Annotated in this window: 13 protein-coding genes; 8 read left to right on the top strand and 5 right to left on the bottom strand. The window is 61.0% G+C overall.

The window, feature by feature from the left end:
* Window positions 1-34: 34 nt before the first annotated feature.
* A complete protein-coding gene (gene acnB / locus AC07NR_RS21330) occupies window positions 35-2,644 on the bottom strand; it encodes a bifunctional aconitate hydratase 2/2-methylisocitrate dehydratase (RefSeq protein WP_134826535.1) in 2,610 nt (869 codons plus the stop codon).
* Between the two features lie 468 nt (window positions 2,645-3,112).
* On the opposite strand from acnB, the gene AC07NR_RS21325 reads away from it, so the two are divergent.
* On the top strand, window positions 3,113-3,583 hold the full coding sequence (locus AC07NR_RS21325) for a DUF1289 domain-containing protein (protein ID WP_248740837.1): 471 nt from the start codon (window positions 3,113-3,115) through the stop codon (window positions 3,581-3,583).
* A gap of 45 nt (window positions 3,584-3,628) precedes the next feature.
* On the opposite strand, the gene AC07NR_RS21320 is transcribed toward AC07NR_RS21325, so the two are convergent.
* Window positions 3,629-4,492, bottom strand: a complete 864-nt coding sequence (locus tag AC07NR_RS21320) for a universal stress protein (RefSeq protein WP_085711476.1) — start codon at window positions 4,490-4,492, stop codon at window positions 3,629-3,631.
* A 158-nt stretch (window positions 4,493-4,650) separates the two neighbouring features.
* On the opposite strand from AC07NR_RS21320, the gene AC07NR_RS21315 reads away from it, so the two are divergent.
* From AC07NR_RS21315 to AC07NR_RS21305, 3 genes are all read left to right on the top strand, one after another.
* A complete protein-coding gene (locus AC07NR_RS21315; RefSeq protein WP_248740838.1) occupies window positions 4,651-5,259 on the top strand; it encodes a MiaE family protein in 609 nt (202 codons plus the stop codon).
* Window positions 5,260-5,398: 139 nt separating this feature from the next.
* A complete protein-coding gene (locus tag AC07NR_RS21310; protein WP_085711475.1) occupies window positions 5,399-6,106 on the top strand; it encodes a response regulator in 708 nt (235 codons plus the stop codon).
* Window positions 6,107-7,393 (top strand): ATP-binding protein, encoded by a 1,287-nt coding sequence (locus AC07NR_RS21305; RefSeq protein WP_248740840.1) that lies wholly within the window; start codon window positions 6,107-6,109, stop codon window positions 7,391-7,393. It begins immediately after the preceding gene.
* Between the two features lie 33 nt (window positions 7,394-7,426).
* Here AC07NR_RS21305 and AC07NR_RS21300 read toward each other — a convergent pair whose 3' ends face one another.
* Both AC07NR_RS21300 and moaA read right to left on the bottom strand, forming a co-directional pair.
* Window positions 7,427-8,326, bottom strand: coding sequence for a bestrophin family protein (locus AC07NR_RS21300; RefSeq protein WP_085711473.1), 900 nt, complete (start codon window positions 8,324-8,326; stop codon window positions 7,427-7,429).
* Between the two features lie 28 nt (window positions 8,327-8,354).
* Complete coding sequence (gene moaA / locus AC07NR_RS21295) at window positions 8,355-9,353, bottom strand: GTP 3',8-cyclase MoaA (protein ID WP_114883800.1); 999 nt, start codon at window positions 9,351-9,353, stop codon at window positions 8,355-8,357.
* Window positions 9,354-9,709: 356 nt separating this feature from the next.
* Between moaA and AC07NR_RS21290 the strand changes: the two genes are divergently transcribed.
* From AC07NR_RS21290 to AC07NR_RS21275, 4 genes are all read left to right on the top strand, one after another.
* Window positions 9,710-12,034, top strand: coding sequence for an FdhF/YdeP family oxidoreductase (locus tag AC07NR_RS21290; protein ID WP_495079402.1), 2,325 nt, complete (start codon window positions 9,710-9,712; stop codon window positions 12,032-12,034).
* A 108-nt stretch (window positions 12,035-12,142) separates the two neighbouring features.
* Window positions 12,143-13,558, top strand: coding sequence for a cytochrome ubiquinol oxidase subunit I (locus AC07NR_RS21285; protein ID WP_495079401.1), 1,416 nt, complete (start codon window positions 12,143-12,145; stop codon window positions 13,556-13,558).
* 17 nt (window positions 13,559-13,575) lie between these two features.
* The gene (gene cydB, locus AC07NR_RS21280; RefSeq protein ID WP_495079400.1) at window positions 13,576-14,592 is read left to right on the top strand and encodes a cytochrome d ubiquinol oxidase subunit II; all 1,017 of its coding nucleotides are present in this window, start codon (window positions 13,576-13,578) and stop codon (window positions 14,590-14,592) included.
* The gene (locus AC07NR_RS21275) at window positions 14,579-14,731 is read left to right on the top strand and encodes a DUF2474 domain-containing protein (RefSeq protein WP_495079399.1); all 153 of its coding nucleotides are present in this window, start codon (window positions 14,579-14,581) and stop codon (window positions 14,729-14,731) included. The genes cydB and AC07NR_RS21275 overlap by 14 nt, the downstream gene beginning before the upstream one ends.
* A gap of 83 nt (window positions 14,732-14,814) precedes the next feature.
* On the opposite strand, the gene AC07NR_RS21270 is transcribed toward AC07NR_RS21275, so the two are convergent.
* Window positions 14,815-15,666, bottom strand: coding sequence for a CAP domain-containing protein (locus tag AC07NR_RS21270; protein ID WP_495079398.1), 852 nt, complete (start codon window positions 15,664-15,666; stop codon window positions 14,815-14,817).
* Between the last annotated feature and the right edge of the window lie 176 nt (window positions 15,667-15,842).

The raw sequence follows: 15,842 nt of genomic DNA, 5'->3' as shown, positions 1-15,842 counted from the left end.
CACGATGGGCGGCGTTTTTCATTGCGTTGCAGCGTTAGGCTTGAACGACCGGAATCTTGGCGTTCGCAGCAGCTTCACGGAACTCGGCAATCTGGTCGAAGGACAGGTAGCGGTAAACATCGGCCGCCATGCTGTCGATCTTGCCAGCGTATTCCATGTACTCCTCGACGGTCGGCAGGCGACCCAGGATCGAAGCCACGGACGCCAGCTCGGCCGAAGCCAGGTAGACGTTCGCGCCGTCGCCCAGACGGTTCGGGAAGTTACGGGTCGAAGTCGACACCACGGTGCTGTTCGGCTCGACGCGTGCCTGGTTACCCATGCACAGCGAGCAGCCTGGCATTTCCATGCGGGCGCCGGCCTTGCCGTAGATGCCGTAGTAGCCTTCTTCGGTCAGTTGGTGAGCGTCCATCTTGGTCGGCGGCGACAGCCACAGACGGGTTGGCAACTGACCCTTGACCTGATCCAGCAGCTTACCGGCAGCGCGGAAGTGACCGATGTTGGTCATGCACGAACCGATGAACACTTCGTCGATCTTCTCGCCAGCAACGCTGGACAGCAGACGGGCGTCGTCCGGGTCGTTCGGCGCGCACAGTACAGGCTCGCTGATGTCGGCCAGATCGATTTCGATGACTTCGGCGTATTCGGCGTCGGCATCGGCTTCCATCAGCTCAGGGTTGGCGATCCAGGCTTCCATCGCTTGAGCACGACGTTCCAGGGTACGCGCATCGCCATAGCCTTCGCCGATCATCCAGCGCAGCAGGGTGATGTTGGACTGCAGGTACTCGGTGATCGACTCTTTCGACAGCTTGATGGTGCAACCGGCAGCCGAACGTTCGGCCGAGGCGTCGGACAGTTCGAACGCCTGTTCCAGGGTCAGACCTTCCAGGCCTTCGATTTCCAGGATGCGGCCGGAGAAGGCGTTTTTCTTGCCTTTCTTCTCGACGGTCAGCAGACCGTTCTGGATGGCGAAGTAAGGAATGGCATGAACCAGGTCACGCAGGGTGATGCCAGGTTTCATCTTGCCTTTGAAGCGCACCAGGATCGATTCCGGCATGTCCAGCGGCATGACGCCGGTGGCTGCGGCGAACGCGACCAGACCGGAACCGGCCGGGAACGAGATGCCCATCGGGAAACGGGTGTGCGAGTCACCACCGGTACCCACGGTGTCCGGCAGCAGCATGCGGTTCAGCCACGAGTGGATGATGCCGTCGCCCGGACGCAGGGAAACGCCGCCGCGGGTCATGATGAAGTCAGGCAGGGTGTGGTGGGTGGTCACGTCGATCGGCTTTGGATACGCCGCGGTGTGGCAGAAGGACTGCATCACCAGATCAGCGGAGAAGCCCAGGCACGCCAGGTCTTTCAGTTCGTCACGGGTCATTGGACCTGTGGTGTCCTGAGAACCTACGGTGGTCATCTTCGGTTCGCAGTAGGTGCCAGGACGGATGCCTTTGCCTTCTGCCAGACCGCAGGCCTTGCCGACCATTTTCTGCGCCAGGGTGTAACCCTTGGTGCTTTCAGCCGGAGCTTCAGGCTTTTTGAACAGGTCGAACGCAGGCAGACCCAGTTCGGCACGAGCCTTCTCGGTCAGGCCACGGCCGATGATCAGCGGGATACGGCCGCCGGCGCGGACTTCGTCCAGCAGGACCGGAGTCTTCATTTCGAAGGTGGTGATGACTTCGTCGGTACCGTGCTTGCAGACTTTGCCAGCGTGCGGGTACAGGTCGATCACGTCGCCCATGTTCATGTTCGATACGTCGAACTCGATAGGCAGTGCACCGGCATCTTCCATGGTGTTGTAGAAGATCGGAGCGATCTTGCTGCCGAAGCAGAAACCGCCGCCGCGCTTGTTCGGCACGTAAGGGATGTCGTCACCGAAGAACCACAGGACCGAGTTGGTCGCGGATTTACGCGAAGAACCGGTACCGACCACGTCACCGACGTAGGCGATCGGGAAGCCTTCGCCGCGCATGGTTTCGATCTGCTTCATCGGGCCGGTCTTGCCTTGCTCGTCCGGAACGATGCCGTCACGGGCCATTTTCAGCATGGCCAGGGCGTGCAGCGGGATGTCAGGACGCGACCAGGCGTCTGGAGCAGGGGACAGGTCGTCGGTGTTGGTTTCGCCGGTCACCTTGAAGACGCGCAGGCTGATCTTGTCGGCCAGCACAGGGCGCTTCTTGAACCACTCGCCGTCAGCCCAGGATTGCAGCACGGCCTTGGCGTGAACGTTGCCGTTCTTGGCTTTTTCAGCCACGTCGTGGAAGGCATCGAACATCAGCAGGGTGTGCTTGAGTTCTTCGGCGGCCACTGGCGCCAGCTCGGCGTTGTCCAGCAGTTCGACCAGGGTCACGATGTTGTAGCCGCCCTGCATGGTGCCGAGCAGTTCTACAGCGCGTTTCTTGTCCAGCAGAGGGGAGGAGACTTCGCCCTTGGCCAGTGCGGAGAGGAAACCGGCCTTGACGTAGGCGGCTTCGTCCACTCCTGGTGGTACGCGATTGGTGATCAGGTCAACGAGGAAAGCTTCTTCGCCAGCCGGAGGATTCTTCAGCAGCTCGACCAGGCCTGCAGTTTGTTCGGCGTTAAGCGGCTGGGGAACGATACCCAGGGCTGCACGCTCTTCGATATGTTTGCGGTAGGCTTCAAGCACAGTTATTACCCTCATCAGTGGTCCCAAATGGGTGTCCGGGACGCTCATCCCGAAATTGCCGTACTCATGCTCCTCACGACGTTGTGGGTCGTTCGGCCAGAATTACCGGCAATTCCTTACAGAAGCTGCTTTCAAAGTTTTACGCCTGCAGAACGGGGAGCTGATGAGGGTTGGCGTTGGGCTTTTCCCCGCTGGAAAAACCCATCACCAACACCGCTCTGAAGGAACGACTGTGCTCGTGACGCTTTGAAAACAGCTTCTAACGGACATTGGCGCCTAAAAAGGCTGGCTGATTCTACGGCAAAAAAAATTTAAAGGTAAGTCGGGCTCTATTGGACTTTGGTGGCGTTGTGTGTGGGTGAGGCAAACCCCGATCCAGCGCTTGCCCCTGACGTTTGAGGGGTGATGAATGCCGGACAAAGGGCTAACATGCCGACCTGTTCCGCGTTTCAAGTGTTCTGCCCATTTATGCCCAATCAGACCATCAAGACCCCCTGCGTCGGCCTCTGCTCCACTGTTTACGGTGATCTGGTGTGCCGTGGCTGCAAGCGTTTCCACCACGAAGTGATCCACTGGAACGGTTACAACGAGGAGGAAAAGCGCGCGGTGTGGCTGCGTCTTGAGCAATTGCTGTCACAAGTGATGGCGAGCAAGGTCGAAGTCTTCGACCCGGCGCGCCTGCGCCATCAGCTGGAACAGCGCAAGATCCGCTTCGTGCCGCATCAGTCGGAATATTGCTGGGCGTATCAGCTGATCGCCCGGGGCGCGCGGGTGATCATTAATCTGGAAGCCTACGGGATGGTATTGCTGCCGGAGTTTCGTGACTGGAACCTGCCGGAACTGCGCGATGCCATTGATCGGGAATTTTTCCTGCTGTCGGAAGCGCACTATCAGCGCTATATCGCGCCCGGTTTCCTGAAGGATGCGCTGGGCGAGTAAGCGTTACCTGTGGCGAGTGTCCTCGCCACAGGATGACAACAGTGCTTAATGCTTCACCGCCAACTCCACCAAATGGTCTTCAACCTCCTGCGGCTTGAGCACCAGCACATCACTCTCCAGCGCATCCAGCACCACTTCGGCGGTATTGCCGATCAACGCCCCTGACAGCCCGGTGCGCGCCACGGTGCCAATCACTGTCACGGCGGCCTGCAGCTTGTGCGCCATGAACGGAATCAGCACATCCGCCGGGCCTTCCTCGACATGCAAATGCTCGTCATCGACATCGAATTCAGCCTGGAACGCCCGGCATTGCTCGCGATAGCGCGCCTCGATGGTTTCCTTGAGCTGGAAGGTCGGATCCGCCGCCGAGAGCATCGGTGACGGATGGGCGGTAATCACGTGCAGATGCCCCTTGGCCAGGCTCGCGATGTCATAGCCGTGGTCGATGATGGTGGTGTGCAGGTGGCGGTGTTCGCCATCGGCATTGCCCACATCGACCGCGGCCAGAATCACCCGGTCTTTCCAGGAAGCGGAGGTTTTCACCAGCAGCACCGGGGTCGGGCAGTGGCGCAGCAGTTTCCAGTCGGCCGGGGTCAGCAGGGCTTTTTTCAGCGAACTGTCGGGGAAGTGCTGCTTGATCACCAGCCCGCAACCTTCGGCCTGCTGCACGTCGATGATGGTTTCGTGCAGGCTCTCGTTCCACGCCTGTTCGGTGGTGACGCTGTAGCCGTCCGCCAGAAGCGCGGCCTTGAGCACGCTGAGCATGCCGGCGTGATCGTGCTTCTTGTCGCAGACCAGCAGGTGCAGATGGGCCTGGGTCACCCCGGCGATCAGCTTGGCGCGCTTGAGCGCCAGGCTTTCCGCGTGTTCGGGTTCGATGACCACCAGAATGCTGCGAATGGCTTGCATGAGTAAGTCTCCAGCAATGAAAAGGCACGGCGTTGCACAACTATAGTTGCTGCTGATGCGCCTGCGACTTGATGCATATCAAGGGCTGACGCTGGTGGTCTGCGGGCAGGCCGGTATAATCGGCGCCCTTCGCTCGAACACCTTTGACCGTGAGCCCCATGATCCTTCCCGAAATCCACGAATTCCTTGGCTGCCGCACGCCAGACGCCTGGGTCCAGGCCGCGCTGGCCGATCAGGAAACCCTGCTGATCGACCACAAGAACTGCGAGTTCAAGGCCGCCAGCACCGCGTTGAGCCTGATCGCCAAGTACCATTCCCATGTCGATCTGATCAACATGATGTCGCGCCTGGCCCGGGAAGAACTGGTGCACCACGAACAGGTCATGCGCATCATGAAGCGGCGCAAGATCGAACTGCGCCAGCTCCACGCCGGCCGTTATGCCTCGAGCCTGCGCAAAGTGGTGCGCAGCCACGAGCCGGTGAAACTGGTCGACACCCTGGTGGTCGGCGCCTTTATCGAAGCCCGCAGTTGCGAGCGTTTCGAAGCACTGGTGCCGCATCTGGACGAAGAACTCGGCAAGTTCTACTTCGGCCTGCTGAAAAGCGAGGCCCGGCATTTCCAGGGTTACCTGAAACTGGCCTACCAGTACGGCGACGCCAAGGACATCGCTCAAGTGATCGAGAAAGTCCGCGCCGCCGAGCAGGAACTGATCGAGTCCCCGGACGAGGAATTCCGTTTCCACAGCGGTGTACCCGTCGCGGCATGAATTGTTAAAAACTCTTAAGAGCATGAAACATCAACGAAAACCGGCCCAAGTGGCCGGTTTTTGCTGCCCGCGATAATCGTCTTGCCTGCGAATGCCGCCATAATGTCGCCCACTTCACTGAGGGTTGGCGACGGTCGTTATGGATAACCTGGGTTTTGGCAGAGTCCTGCTGGTGGAAGACGATGAGCGGCTGGCCGCGCTGATCGCCCACTTTCTCGAACAACACGGCTACGAGGTGCGCACAGTGCATCGCGGCGATCTGGCCGTGGCCGCGTTTCTTGAATTCAAGCCCAAAGTCGTGGTGCTCGACCTGATGTTGCCGGGGCAGAGCGGCCTGCACGTGTGCCGGGAAATCCGCAGCGTGTCGGACACGCCGATTGTCATCCTGACCGCCAAGGAAGATGACCTTGACCACATTCTGGGCCTGGAGTCCGGGGCCGACGATTACGTGATCAAACCGATCAAGCCGCCGGTCCTGCTCGCACGTCTGCGTGCGCTGCAACGCCGGCAAGTACCGGACAGCGGCGTGGTCAGTTCCCTGGAGTTCGGCCAGTTGCACATCGACCGCAGCTGCCGCGAAGTGCGGCTGGCCGGCGAACTGATCGAGCTGACCACCATGGAGTTCGAACTGCTGTGGCTGCTGGCCAGTGCCGCCGGCAACATCCTGTCGCGCGATGACATTCTCAACCGCATGCGCGGCATCGCCTTCGACGGCCTCAACCGCAGCGTCGACGTGTACATCAGCAAGTTGCGCAACAAACTCAAGGACAACCCTCGCGAACCGGTGTGCATCAAGACCGTGTGGGGCAAGGGCTATCTGTTCAATCCGTTTGCGTGGGAGTTGTAGATGCTGCGGTTATTTCTCGGGCTGTTTCTGGTGATGACCGTCGGGCTGGTGGCGGCGCTGCAAACTGTCGAACACACCTTCAACGCGCTGCTCGACAACCAGATGCAGGCCTACAACCGCGAGGCGGTGCGTGGCCAGGCCTGGTCGCTGATCGAGCACATGCGCGACCAGAAAGGCGCGGCGCGCGAGGCGCAACTGGACGCGCTGCGCCCGCACTACGGGCTGACGCTGAGTCTGGTCGAGGCCGATCAACTGAACCTCAGCGATGAGGAAAAAGCCGAACTGGCCCAGGGCCTGCTGGTGATCCGCCACGACTACACCCAGTTCATCAGCAACATCGACGGCGGTTCGCAATTGCTCAGCATCAAGTTGCCGCCGGAGCCGAGCCTGATGCCGTTCTACATTTCGGCGGCTTACATGATGCTGGCCGTGCTGCTCGGTATCGTCCTGTACTTCTGGGTGCGCCCGCACTGGCGTGATCTGGAAAAGCTGCGACTGGCCGCCGAGCGTTTCGGCGACAATGACCTCTCCGCACGTATCCAGCTTTCAAAGCGCTCGAACATCCGGGATCTGGCCGAACACTTCAACCTGATGGCGGCGCGCATCGAAGGCCTGATCGCCAATCAGCGTGAACTGACCAATGCCGTGTCCCACGAACTGCGCACGCCGATTGCCCGGTTGTCGTTTGAGCTCGACCAACTCAAGCAACAACCGGACGCCAGCCAGAACCGCGAACTGATCGCCGACATGTACGCCGACCTTGGCGAGCTGGAAGAAATGGTTTCCGAGCTGCTGACCTACGCCAGCCTCGAACGCGGCGCGACGGTCATTACCCGCGAAAACATTCAGGCCGCCAACTGGCTCGACAGTGTGGTCGGGAGCGTGGCGCTGGAGGCCGAGGCGGCCGGCGTGCAGCTGTTGATCGGCGAATGCCGGGTCGACGAGGTGCGGATCGAGCCACGTTTCATGGCGCGGGCGGTGATCAATCTGCTGCGTAATGCCATCCGTTATGCCGAGCAACGGGTCGAGGTGTCGCTGGTGCGCATCGGCGATCAATACGAAGTGCAGGTGAACGACGACGGCCCGGGCGTGCCGCTGGCCGGTCGGGAGAAGATTTTCGAACCGTTCTCGCGCCTGGACGCCAGCCGCGACCGCCGCACCGGTGGTTTCGGCCTCGGCCTGGCGCTGGTGCGGCGAGTGTCGCAGTCCCATGGCGGTCGGGTTGAGGTTGGCGACTCACCGTGGGGCGGGGCGTCGTTCCGTATGACCTGGGCGCATCTGGATTGATTGAATTTCCTCCCCCGAAGGGGAGGTGTCCAATCAGCTGAGCACGTAGTCCACCGGTTTCAGCGCCGGAGGCAAAGGCTCGACACCGAGTTCCGCCAGAATGTCCCGCTCGATACCCCGCACCAGCGCATCGGTTGGCAGATCATTTTCATCCCGGCCGAACGGATCTTCCAGTTCATCGGCAATCGCATCCAGGCCAAAGAAGGTGTAACTGACAATCGCCGTGAACAGCGGCGTCAGCCAGCCCAGCGGTTCGGCCATGGCGAACGGCAGCAGGATGCAGAACAGATAGATCGTGCGGTGCAGCAGCAAGGTGTAAGGGAAGGGCAGCGGCGTGTTCTTGATCCGCTCGCACACCGCTTGTGCCTGGGTCAGGCTGGTCAGGTGATTGGCCAGCAACATATAGCGCCATTCACTGAGGTCGCCCGCCTCGTGCAGGTCGGAACACTGCTGGCCGACGGTTTGCAGGATGCGCCCGCTGTAATCCGGCACCTGTGCATCGTGTTGCGGGGTGATCCACTCGGCGCTGGCGGCGGCTTCGTTTTCCCGGCGCAATCGCGCATTCAGCGCATGGGCAAAGCCGCAGAGGTTGAGCAACAGCAAGCGGCGTTGCGCCGATTCGCGGATGACATGGGTTTCGCGAATCACCGAACGCACATGCACGATCACCTCGCCCCAGGCCTTGCGCGCTTCGTACCAGCGGTCGTAGCAGGCGTTGTTGCGAAAATTCATGAAGATCGACAGCGACAGACCGAGCAAGGTAAACGGCGTGGCGTTGACCTTGGTGAAGTTGCTCGGATGAAGGATTTCCACCAGCACGATGGCCGACGCCAGCAACGTGACCATCAGGGTGCGCAGGGCGATGCGTTTGGCAATCGAGCCCTTGAGGGTGAACAGGATGGCGAACTGGTTGACCTTGGGTCGGATGATCATGCTGTTTTTGCCTTGAAAACGTGGCGGCTCAACCGCCGGTCATGTTCATGAAACGCACCACTTGCACGTCGTCGTTCACTTCAAAGTTGTGCCGGTACGGCTTGAGCTTCATCGCGTCGATGATGGCTTTCTCCAGCCGTTGCGGTTGACCCGGGTGGGCCCGCAGCACCGCTTTCAAGTCCACCGAATGCTCGTTCCCCAGACACAGTAGCAAACGCCCCTCGACCGTCAGCCGCACCCGGTTGCAGGTGCCGCAAAAGTTATGGCTGTGGGGCGATATGAACCCCAGCCGGATGTGCGGCGCTTCGGCCAGCCGCCAGTAGCGCGACGGGCCCTGGGTCGATTCGGCGGAATCAATCAGGGTGAAGCGCTCGGCAATCCGCTCACGCACCTGGGCACTGGAGAAGAACGACTCGGCGCGGCTGTGTTCGCTGATGATGCCCAGCGGCATTTCCTCGATGAAGGAAATGTCCAGATCCCGCTCGATGGCGAACTGCACCAGATCGTTGATCTCGTGATCGTTGCGGCCCTGCATCACCACGCAGTTGAGCTTAGTGCGGGTAAATCCGGCCTCGCGGGCGGCATCGATGCCGTTGATCACTTGTGCCAGGTCGCCGGTGCGGGTCATTTGCCTGAAGCGTTCGGCATCGAGGCTGTCGAGACTGACGTTGAGGCGCTTGACCCCGGCGTCGAACAGCGGACTGGCGAGTTTGCCGAGCTGCGAGCCGTTGGTGGTCAGGCACAGTTCGCGCAGGCCGGGCAGGGCAGCAATCTGCTTGCACAAGCCGACGACGCCGGGACGAATCAGCGGTTCACCGCCAGTCAGGCGAATCTTGCGGGTGCCCAGCGCCACAAAGCTCTGCGCCAGTTGATAGATCTCCTCCAGCGTCAGCACCCGTTGGCGCGGCAGAAACTGCATGTCTTCAGCCATGCAATAGACGCAGCGGAAGTCGCAACGGTCGGTGACCGACATGCGCAGGTAGTCGACGCGGCGGTTGTAACCATCGATCAGGACGCGCTCTGACATGACAGCCTCGCTTGGGTGAAATCCGCTATTGAAGGGATTGGGTCGGCGCAGGTTATGAGCAACTTCGAACAGCGTCCAATCACTATTAATGACCGGCCGATTGATGCTGTCGATGATGAAATAATTATTCCGGATTTATCGCCTCTTAGTTTTGCAAGTGCCTGGATTTAAAGGGTTTGAACCCGTGATAGATGCTTTCGATAACGCAGTCATTAATAGCGATTAGACAAGTTTTTGCAGCGATTCATATCCTTGGCCCCGTCAAACGAAACGACCACTTTTGAACTTGAAAGTCAGTCGTCGCTGTTTAAACCCGATCAGGTTTTTGCCTGTGTGCATCGTCATGGAGAAGTCCCATGTCACAAGTCGACCGTTACAAACCCTACAAGGGCGCCGCTGCAGGATGGGGCGCTGTGATCAGCCTCACCAAGAATTGGCTGGGCAGTGAAAACGCCCTGAAAAACATCCGCGCCATGCTCAAGACCAACCAGAATGGCGGCTTCGACTGTCCCGGTTGCGCCTGGGGGGAAGCACCCGGCGCGAGCATGCTGAAGTTCTGCGAGAACGGCGCCAAAGCGGTGAACTGGGAAGCCACCGGGCGCCTGGTCGATCCGGCATTCTTCAACAAGTACACGGTGTCGACGCTGGCCGAGCAAAGCGATTACTGGCTCGAATATCAGGGCCGGATCACCCATCCGATACGTTACGACGCGCGGATCGACCGTTATGTCGAAACCACCTGGGACGAGGCGTTCGCGCTGATCGCCAAGCACCTCAAAGGCCTGAAGTCCCCCCACGAGGCCGAGTTCTATACCTCGGGTCGCGCCAGCAACGAAGCGGCGTTTCTCTATCAGTTGTTCGTTCGCGCCTACGGCACCAACAACTTCCCGGACTGCTCGAACATGTGCCACGAAGCCAGCGCGGTGAGCATGGGCGAGAGCCTGGGCGTCGGCAAAGGCACCGTGGTCTATGAAGACCTGCACCACGCCGACGCGATTTTCGTCATCGGTCAGAACCCCGGCACCAACCACCCGCGCATGCTCGAACCGCTGCGCGAAGCGGTAAAACGCGGCGCGCAGGTGGTGTGCATCAACCCGCTCAAGGAGCGTGGGCTGGAGCGTTTCCAGAACCCGCAGAACCCGATCGAGATGCTCAGCAACGGCTGGGAAGCGACCAATACCGCGTACTTCCGCCCGGCACTGGGCGGCGACATGGCAATGATTCGCGGCATGGCCAAGTTCCTGCTGGAGTGGGAGCGTGAAGCCCAGGCTACCGGCGGTGAGCCGGTGTTCGATCACGCCTTCATTGCCGAGCACACGTCGGGTCTCGACAGCTATCTGGCAGAAGTCGATGCCACGAGCTGGGAGCACATCGTCGAACAGTCCGGCGTGCCGCTGCATGACATCGAGCTTGCAGCGCGCATGTATGCCCGCGCCAAGAGCGTGATCATGTGCTGGGCCATGGGCTTGACCCAGCACGTGCACTCGGTGCCGACCCTGCAGGAAGTCATCAACCTGCAACTGCTGCGCGGCAACGTTGGCCGTCCGGGCGCGGGGCTATCGCCGGTGCGCGGTCACAGTAACGTGCAGGGCGACCGCACGATGGGCATCAACGAACTGGCGCCGAAAGCGCTGATGGACGCCCTGGAAAAACGCTTCAACTTCAAGGTGCCGCGCATGCACGGCCACAACACGGTGATGGCGATCGGCGCCATGGAACGTGGTGAAGCCAAGGTGTTCATCGGTCTGGGCGGCAACTTCGCCCAGGCCACGCCGGACACCCCGCGCACCCACGCGGCGATGCGCAAACTCGACCTGAGCGTGCACATCTCGACCAAGCTCAACCGCAGCCATCTGGTGACCGGGCGTGACGCGCTGATCCTGCCGTGCCTGGGCCGTACCGACATCGACGTCCAGGCCGAAGGCCCGCAAGGCGTGACCGTGGAAGACACCTTCAGCATGGTGCATTTGTCGTTCGGCCAGCTGAAGCCGAAATCGGCCCATCTGAAATCCGAGCCGGCGATCATTGCCGGGATTGCTGCCGCCACGTTGGGCAAGCACCCGATCGACTGGGAATGGGTGGTGGGCGACTACGGGCGCATCCGCAACCTGATCGCCGACGTGATTCCGGGCTTCGACAACTTTAACGAGAAGCTGCTGATCCCCGGTGGCTTCCACCTTGGCAACGACGCCTCCGACCGTGTCTGGAAAACTGAATCCGGCAAGGCTCAGTTCACCCCGTGCGTGCTGCCGGAGCACCTGATCAGCGAAGGCGTGCGCAACCTGCCGGTCAAGCCGCATCTGATCCTGCAGACCATGCGCTCCCACGATCAGTACAACACCACGCTGTACGGCCTTGACGACCGTTATCGCGGGGTCTATGGCATGCGCGACGTGGTGTTCGCCAACGAGCAGGACATCCGCCGGCTCGGTTTCGAACCGGGGCAGAAGGTCGATCTGGTGGCGCTGTGGGATGACGAGCGCGAGCGTCGGGTCAGCGGTTTCACCCTGATCGCCTACGACATTCCGGCCGGGCAGGCTGCCGCGTACTACCCGGAAACCAATCCGCTGGTGCCGCTGGAAAGCTACGGTGATCGCACCTACACGCCGACCTCCAAATTCGTGGCGATCCGCCTCGAAGCGGCCGAGGCGAGCAACCTGATCCCGTCGTCGGTGGCGTAACCGACCCACGCGATCCAACCCTTTGCATTTTGACTGGCTGCAGGCGTTCGCGCCTGGCGGTGGCCCGGCCGTGTGCTGCCGCTTTTCAGCCTTGATGAGGACATCATCATGTTCAACCTGGAGGCACTGGACCTGGCGCGAATTCAATTCGCGTTCACGGTTTCGTTCCACATCATTTTTCCGGCGATCACCATTGGCCTCGCGAGTTTTCTGGCGGTGCTCGAAGGCCTGTGGCTGAAAACCCGTAACGACACTTACCGCGATCTTTACCATTTCTGGTCGAAGATCTTCGTCGTCAACTTCGGCATGGGCGTGGTGTCGGGTCTGGTCATGGCGTACCAGTTCGGCACCAACTGGAGCGGATTTTCCGACTTCGCCGGCAGCATCACCGGGCCGTTGCTGACCTATGAAGTGCTGACCGCGTTCTTCCTCGAGGCCGGGTTCCTCGGGGTGATGCTGTTTGGCTGGAATCGAGTGGGCCGTGGCTTGCACTTCTTCGCCACGGTGATGGTCGCCATCGGCACGCTGATCTCGACTTTCTGGATTCTCGCCTCCAACAGTTGGATGCAGACTCCGCAGGGTTTCGAAATCGTTGACGGCCGGGTGATGCCGCTGGACTGGCTGGCCATCGTGTTCAACCCGTCGTTCCCGTTCCGTCTGGCGCACATGGCGATTGCTGCATTCGTCGCGACAGCGTTCTTCGTCGGCGCTTCGTCAGCCTGGCATTTGCTGCGCGGCAACGACACCCAACCAGTGCGCAAGATGTTTTCCATGGCGCTGTGGATGGCGCTGATCGTGGCGCCGATTCAAGCGGTGGTCGGTGACGCCCATGGCCTGAACACCCTGGAGCATCAACCGGCAAAAATCGCCGCCATCGAAGGCCACTGGGAAAACGCCGACAACGGGCCGACCCCGCTGGTGCTGTTCGGCATCCCGGACATGCAGGCAGAAAAGACCAAATACGCCATTGAGATTCCGTACCTCGGCAGCCTGATCCTGACTCACAGCCTCGACAAGCAGATCCCGGCGCTCAAGAGCTTCCCGAAAGAAGACCGGCCGAACTCGACCGTGATCTTCTGGAGCTTCCGCGTGATGGCCGGGCTCGGCATGTTGATGATCCTCGTTGGTGTTCTGGGGCTGGCGTTGCGGCGCAACGGCAAGGTCTACCGGCATCGCGGCTTCCAGCGACTGGTGTTGCTGATGGGGCCGAGCGGTCTGATCGCGCTGCTGGCGGGTTGGATCACCACCGAAGTCGGGCGTCAGCCGTGGGTGGTGTTCGGCCTGATGCGCACCCATGACGCCGCGTCCCATCACTCGGTGGCGCAGATGAGCACCTCGCTGGCGCTGTTCGTCGTCATCTACTGCTCGGTGTTCACCGTGGGCATTGGCTACATGATGAAACTGGTGAGCAAGGGCCCGCAGCCGTACCACGAACACCCGCCCGTAGGCACCCCGTTGCAGACCCCGCGCCGGCCACTCTCGGCGGTTACCGATAACCTCGAATCCGCGACCCGGGTCCACTGATAAAGGAGCGTTGAGTCATGGGTATTCAAGGTATCGATCTCTCGTTGATCTGGGGCGTGATCATTGCCTTTGGGGTGATGATGTACGTGATCATGGACGGCTTCGATCTGGGCCTCGGGATCCTGTTCCCGATGATCAGCGACGAGCAGGAACGCGACGTGATGATGAACACCGTCGCACCGGTCTGGGACGGCAACGAAACCTGGCTGGTGCTCGGCGGTGCGGCGTTGTACGGCGCGTTTCCGCTGGCTTACGGGGTGATTCTGGAGGCGTTGTATCTGCCGCTGATCTTCATGCTCGCGGGTTTGATTTTCCGTGGTGTGGCGTTCGAGTTTCGCTTCAAGGCGCCGGCGGAAAAACGTCATCTGTGGGACTGGGCGTTCATTGGCGGCTCGCTGCTGGCGACGTTCTTCCAGGGCGTGGTGATCGGCGCGTATGTAGCCGGGATTGCGGTGCTGGATCGGCAGTTTGCCGGTGGAGGTCTCGACTGGCTGGCACCGTTCCCGCTGGTCTGCGGCGTCGGTCTGGTGGTCGCTTACGCTTTGCTGGGCAGCACCTGGCTGCTGGTTAAAACCGAAGGCATGCTCGAGTCGCGGATGCGTCACTACAGCCGTCCATTGGCGTGGCTGCTGCTGGCGATGGTGGTGGTGATCGGCGCGTGGACGTTGCAATTGCATCCGGAACTGGCCAGTCGCTGGTTCAACCATGCGCACCTGACCGTGTTCGCCGGGCTGGTGGTGCTGGCGGCACTGGCGCTGTTCGGGCTGCTGCGCTCGCTGCGTCAGCGCCATACCCACTGGCCGTTCGTGTTCACCCTGGTGCTGATGTTCCTCGGCTACATCGGACTGGCGCTGAGCATCTGGCCGAACATCATCCCGCCGTCGGTCAGCCTGTGGGCGGCGGCATCTCCGGCCACCAGCCAGTTGTTCGCCCTGATCGGCGCGCTGTTCATCCTGCCGGTGATCCTGATGTACACCTTCTGGAACTACTACGTGTTCCGCGGCAAAGTGAGGATTGGCGATGGCTACCATTGAAATGCGTGAAGTGAAGAGCCGCTGGTACAAACGTCTGGGCTGGCTGCTGCTGATCTGGTCCGGCAGCGTGTTCTCGCTGGCGGTAGTGGCGAGTCTGCTGAAACTGGCGATGTACGCGGCGGGGATGAGGACCCACTGACCCATAAAAAAACCGGAGCCTGGCTCCGGTTTTTTATTGCCTGGATTTTGCATCCTCCCCTGGAGGGGAGAATGCCTTGAGGCTTATTCACCGCCAAACATCGCCGTCCAGTAAATGCCGGCGCTGCTCTTAGGATCGACTGCGTAGGCAGCACCCAGTTCGCGGTACTGCGGGTTCATCAGGTTGGCGCAGTGGCCGGGGCTGGCGAGCCAGCCGGCGACGACTTTCTGCACGGTGTCCTGCCCGGCGGCGATGTTCTCGCCGACCTGCTGACCGCTGTAGCCGGCCAGTTCTGCGCGGTCGCCGGGGGGGCCGCCGTTGCGATCCTTGTGGTCGAAATAGTTGTTGTTGGCCATTTCGCGGCTGTGATCCTGGGCGACACCGCCGAGCACTGCGTTCCACGCCAGTGGTGCCGCTGCGGAGAACGACTGGCCGCCGCACTGGCGCGGCTGGCTGCGGGCGGCGTTGAGTTGCGTCAGCAATTTCTGGCCTTCGGCCTGTCCGTCGCCCAGGCGTGCCGACAGCAGCGGTCGCGCCAGCGTGATGCGCCAGTCGCGGTCGGCGCGGCTGACGCCGATATCGACGAACTGCGGATCCAGCACCACCTGACAGAAGCTCTCCTGAATCGCCTTCATTGCCGCCGCCGCATCCCGAGGGCCGTTGAGGGTGATCGCCTGTACATTGACCATCGGGTAGCTGGCGCTGGCCATGGCCTGTTGCAGATCGACGACACCACTGGCCGGCAGATGCAGGCGCGGGTCGGCCGACAGCGGCGGCAATTCACTGGATGCCTGGGTACCGCAGCGCTGCGGCTGGCTGCGGTAGCTGTTGATCGACTCGATCAATTGCGACTCGTCACTGGCCATGGCCGAAGCGGCCAGCGCCAGGCCCGTGGACAACGCGGCGAATCGCAGAACGGATGGCATGAAGCGCATGGAAATCTCCCTTGGGCTGAGTGCGCCCATGATGCGCGAAACGCCCCGGGGTCGTGCAATGTCTTTTTTCTTCATTGTGTGGTTTTCAGCACGGAACGTTGCACCGGATTTTGCCGTCTACACTCTGCGAAGTCCCCGGAATCCGGGCGTCTCAGCCACGTAACACTTTGCCCGCA

It is taken from the genome of Pseudomonas sp. GW821-FHT09C09, assembly GCF_059418105.1.
Note: the sequence above shows the minus strand (reverse complement) of the source record. Positions and strands in the feature narration are given on the sequence as shown.

Coding starts and splice junctions, on each gene's coding strand:
- AC07NR_RS21325 (WP_248740837.1), top strand. CDS start 3,113: ATGCCCAATCAGACCATCAAGACCCCCTGCGTCGGCCTCTGCTCCACT.
- AC07NR_RS21320 (WP_085711476.1), bottom strand. CDS start 4,492: ATGCAAGCCATTCGCAGCATTCTGGTGGTCATCGAACCCGAACACGCG.
- AC07NR_RS21315 (WP_248740838.1), top strand. CDS start 4,651: ATGATCCTTCCCGAAATCCACGAATTCCTTGGCTGCCGCACGCCAGAC.
- AC07NR_RS21310 (WP_085711475.1), top strand. CDS start 5,399: ATGGATAACCTGGGTTTTGGCAGAGTCCTGCTGGTGGAAGACGATGAG.
- AC07NR_RS21305 (WP_248740840.1), top strand. CDS start 6,107: ATGCTGCGGTTATTTCTCGGGCTGTTTCTGGTGATGACCGTCGGGCTG.
- AC07NR_RS21300 (WP_085711473.1), bottom strand. CDS start 8,326: ATGATCATCCGACCCAAGGTCAACCAGTTCGCCATCCTGTTCACCCTC.
- moaA (WP_114883800.1), bottom strand. CDS start 9,353: ATGTCAGAGCGCGTCCTGATCGATGGTTACAACCGCCGCGTCGACTAC.
- AC07NR_RS21290 (WP_495079402.1), top strand. CDS start 9,710: ATGTCACAAGTCGACCGTTACAAACCCTACAAGGGCGCCGCTGCAGGA.
- AC07NR_RS21285 (WP_495079401.1), top strand. CDS start 12,143: ATGTTCAACCTGGAGGCACTGGACCTGGCGCGAATTCAATTCGCGTTC.
- cydB (WP_495079400.1), top strand. CDS start 13,576: ATGGGTATTCAAGGTATCGATCTCTCGTTGATCTGGGGCGTGATCATT.
- AC07NR_RS21275 (WP_495079399.1), top strand. CDS start 14,579: ATGGCTACCATTGAAATGCGTGAAGTGAAGAGCCGCTGGTACAAACGT.
- AC07NR_RS21270 (WP_495079398.1), bottom strand. CDS start 15,666: ATGCGCTTCATGCCATCCGTTCTGCGATTCGCCGCGTTGTCCACGGGC.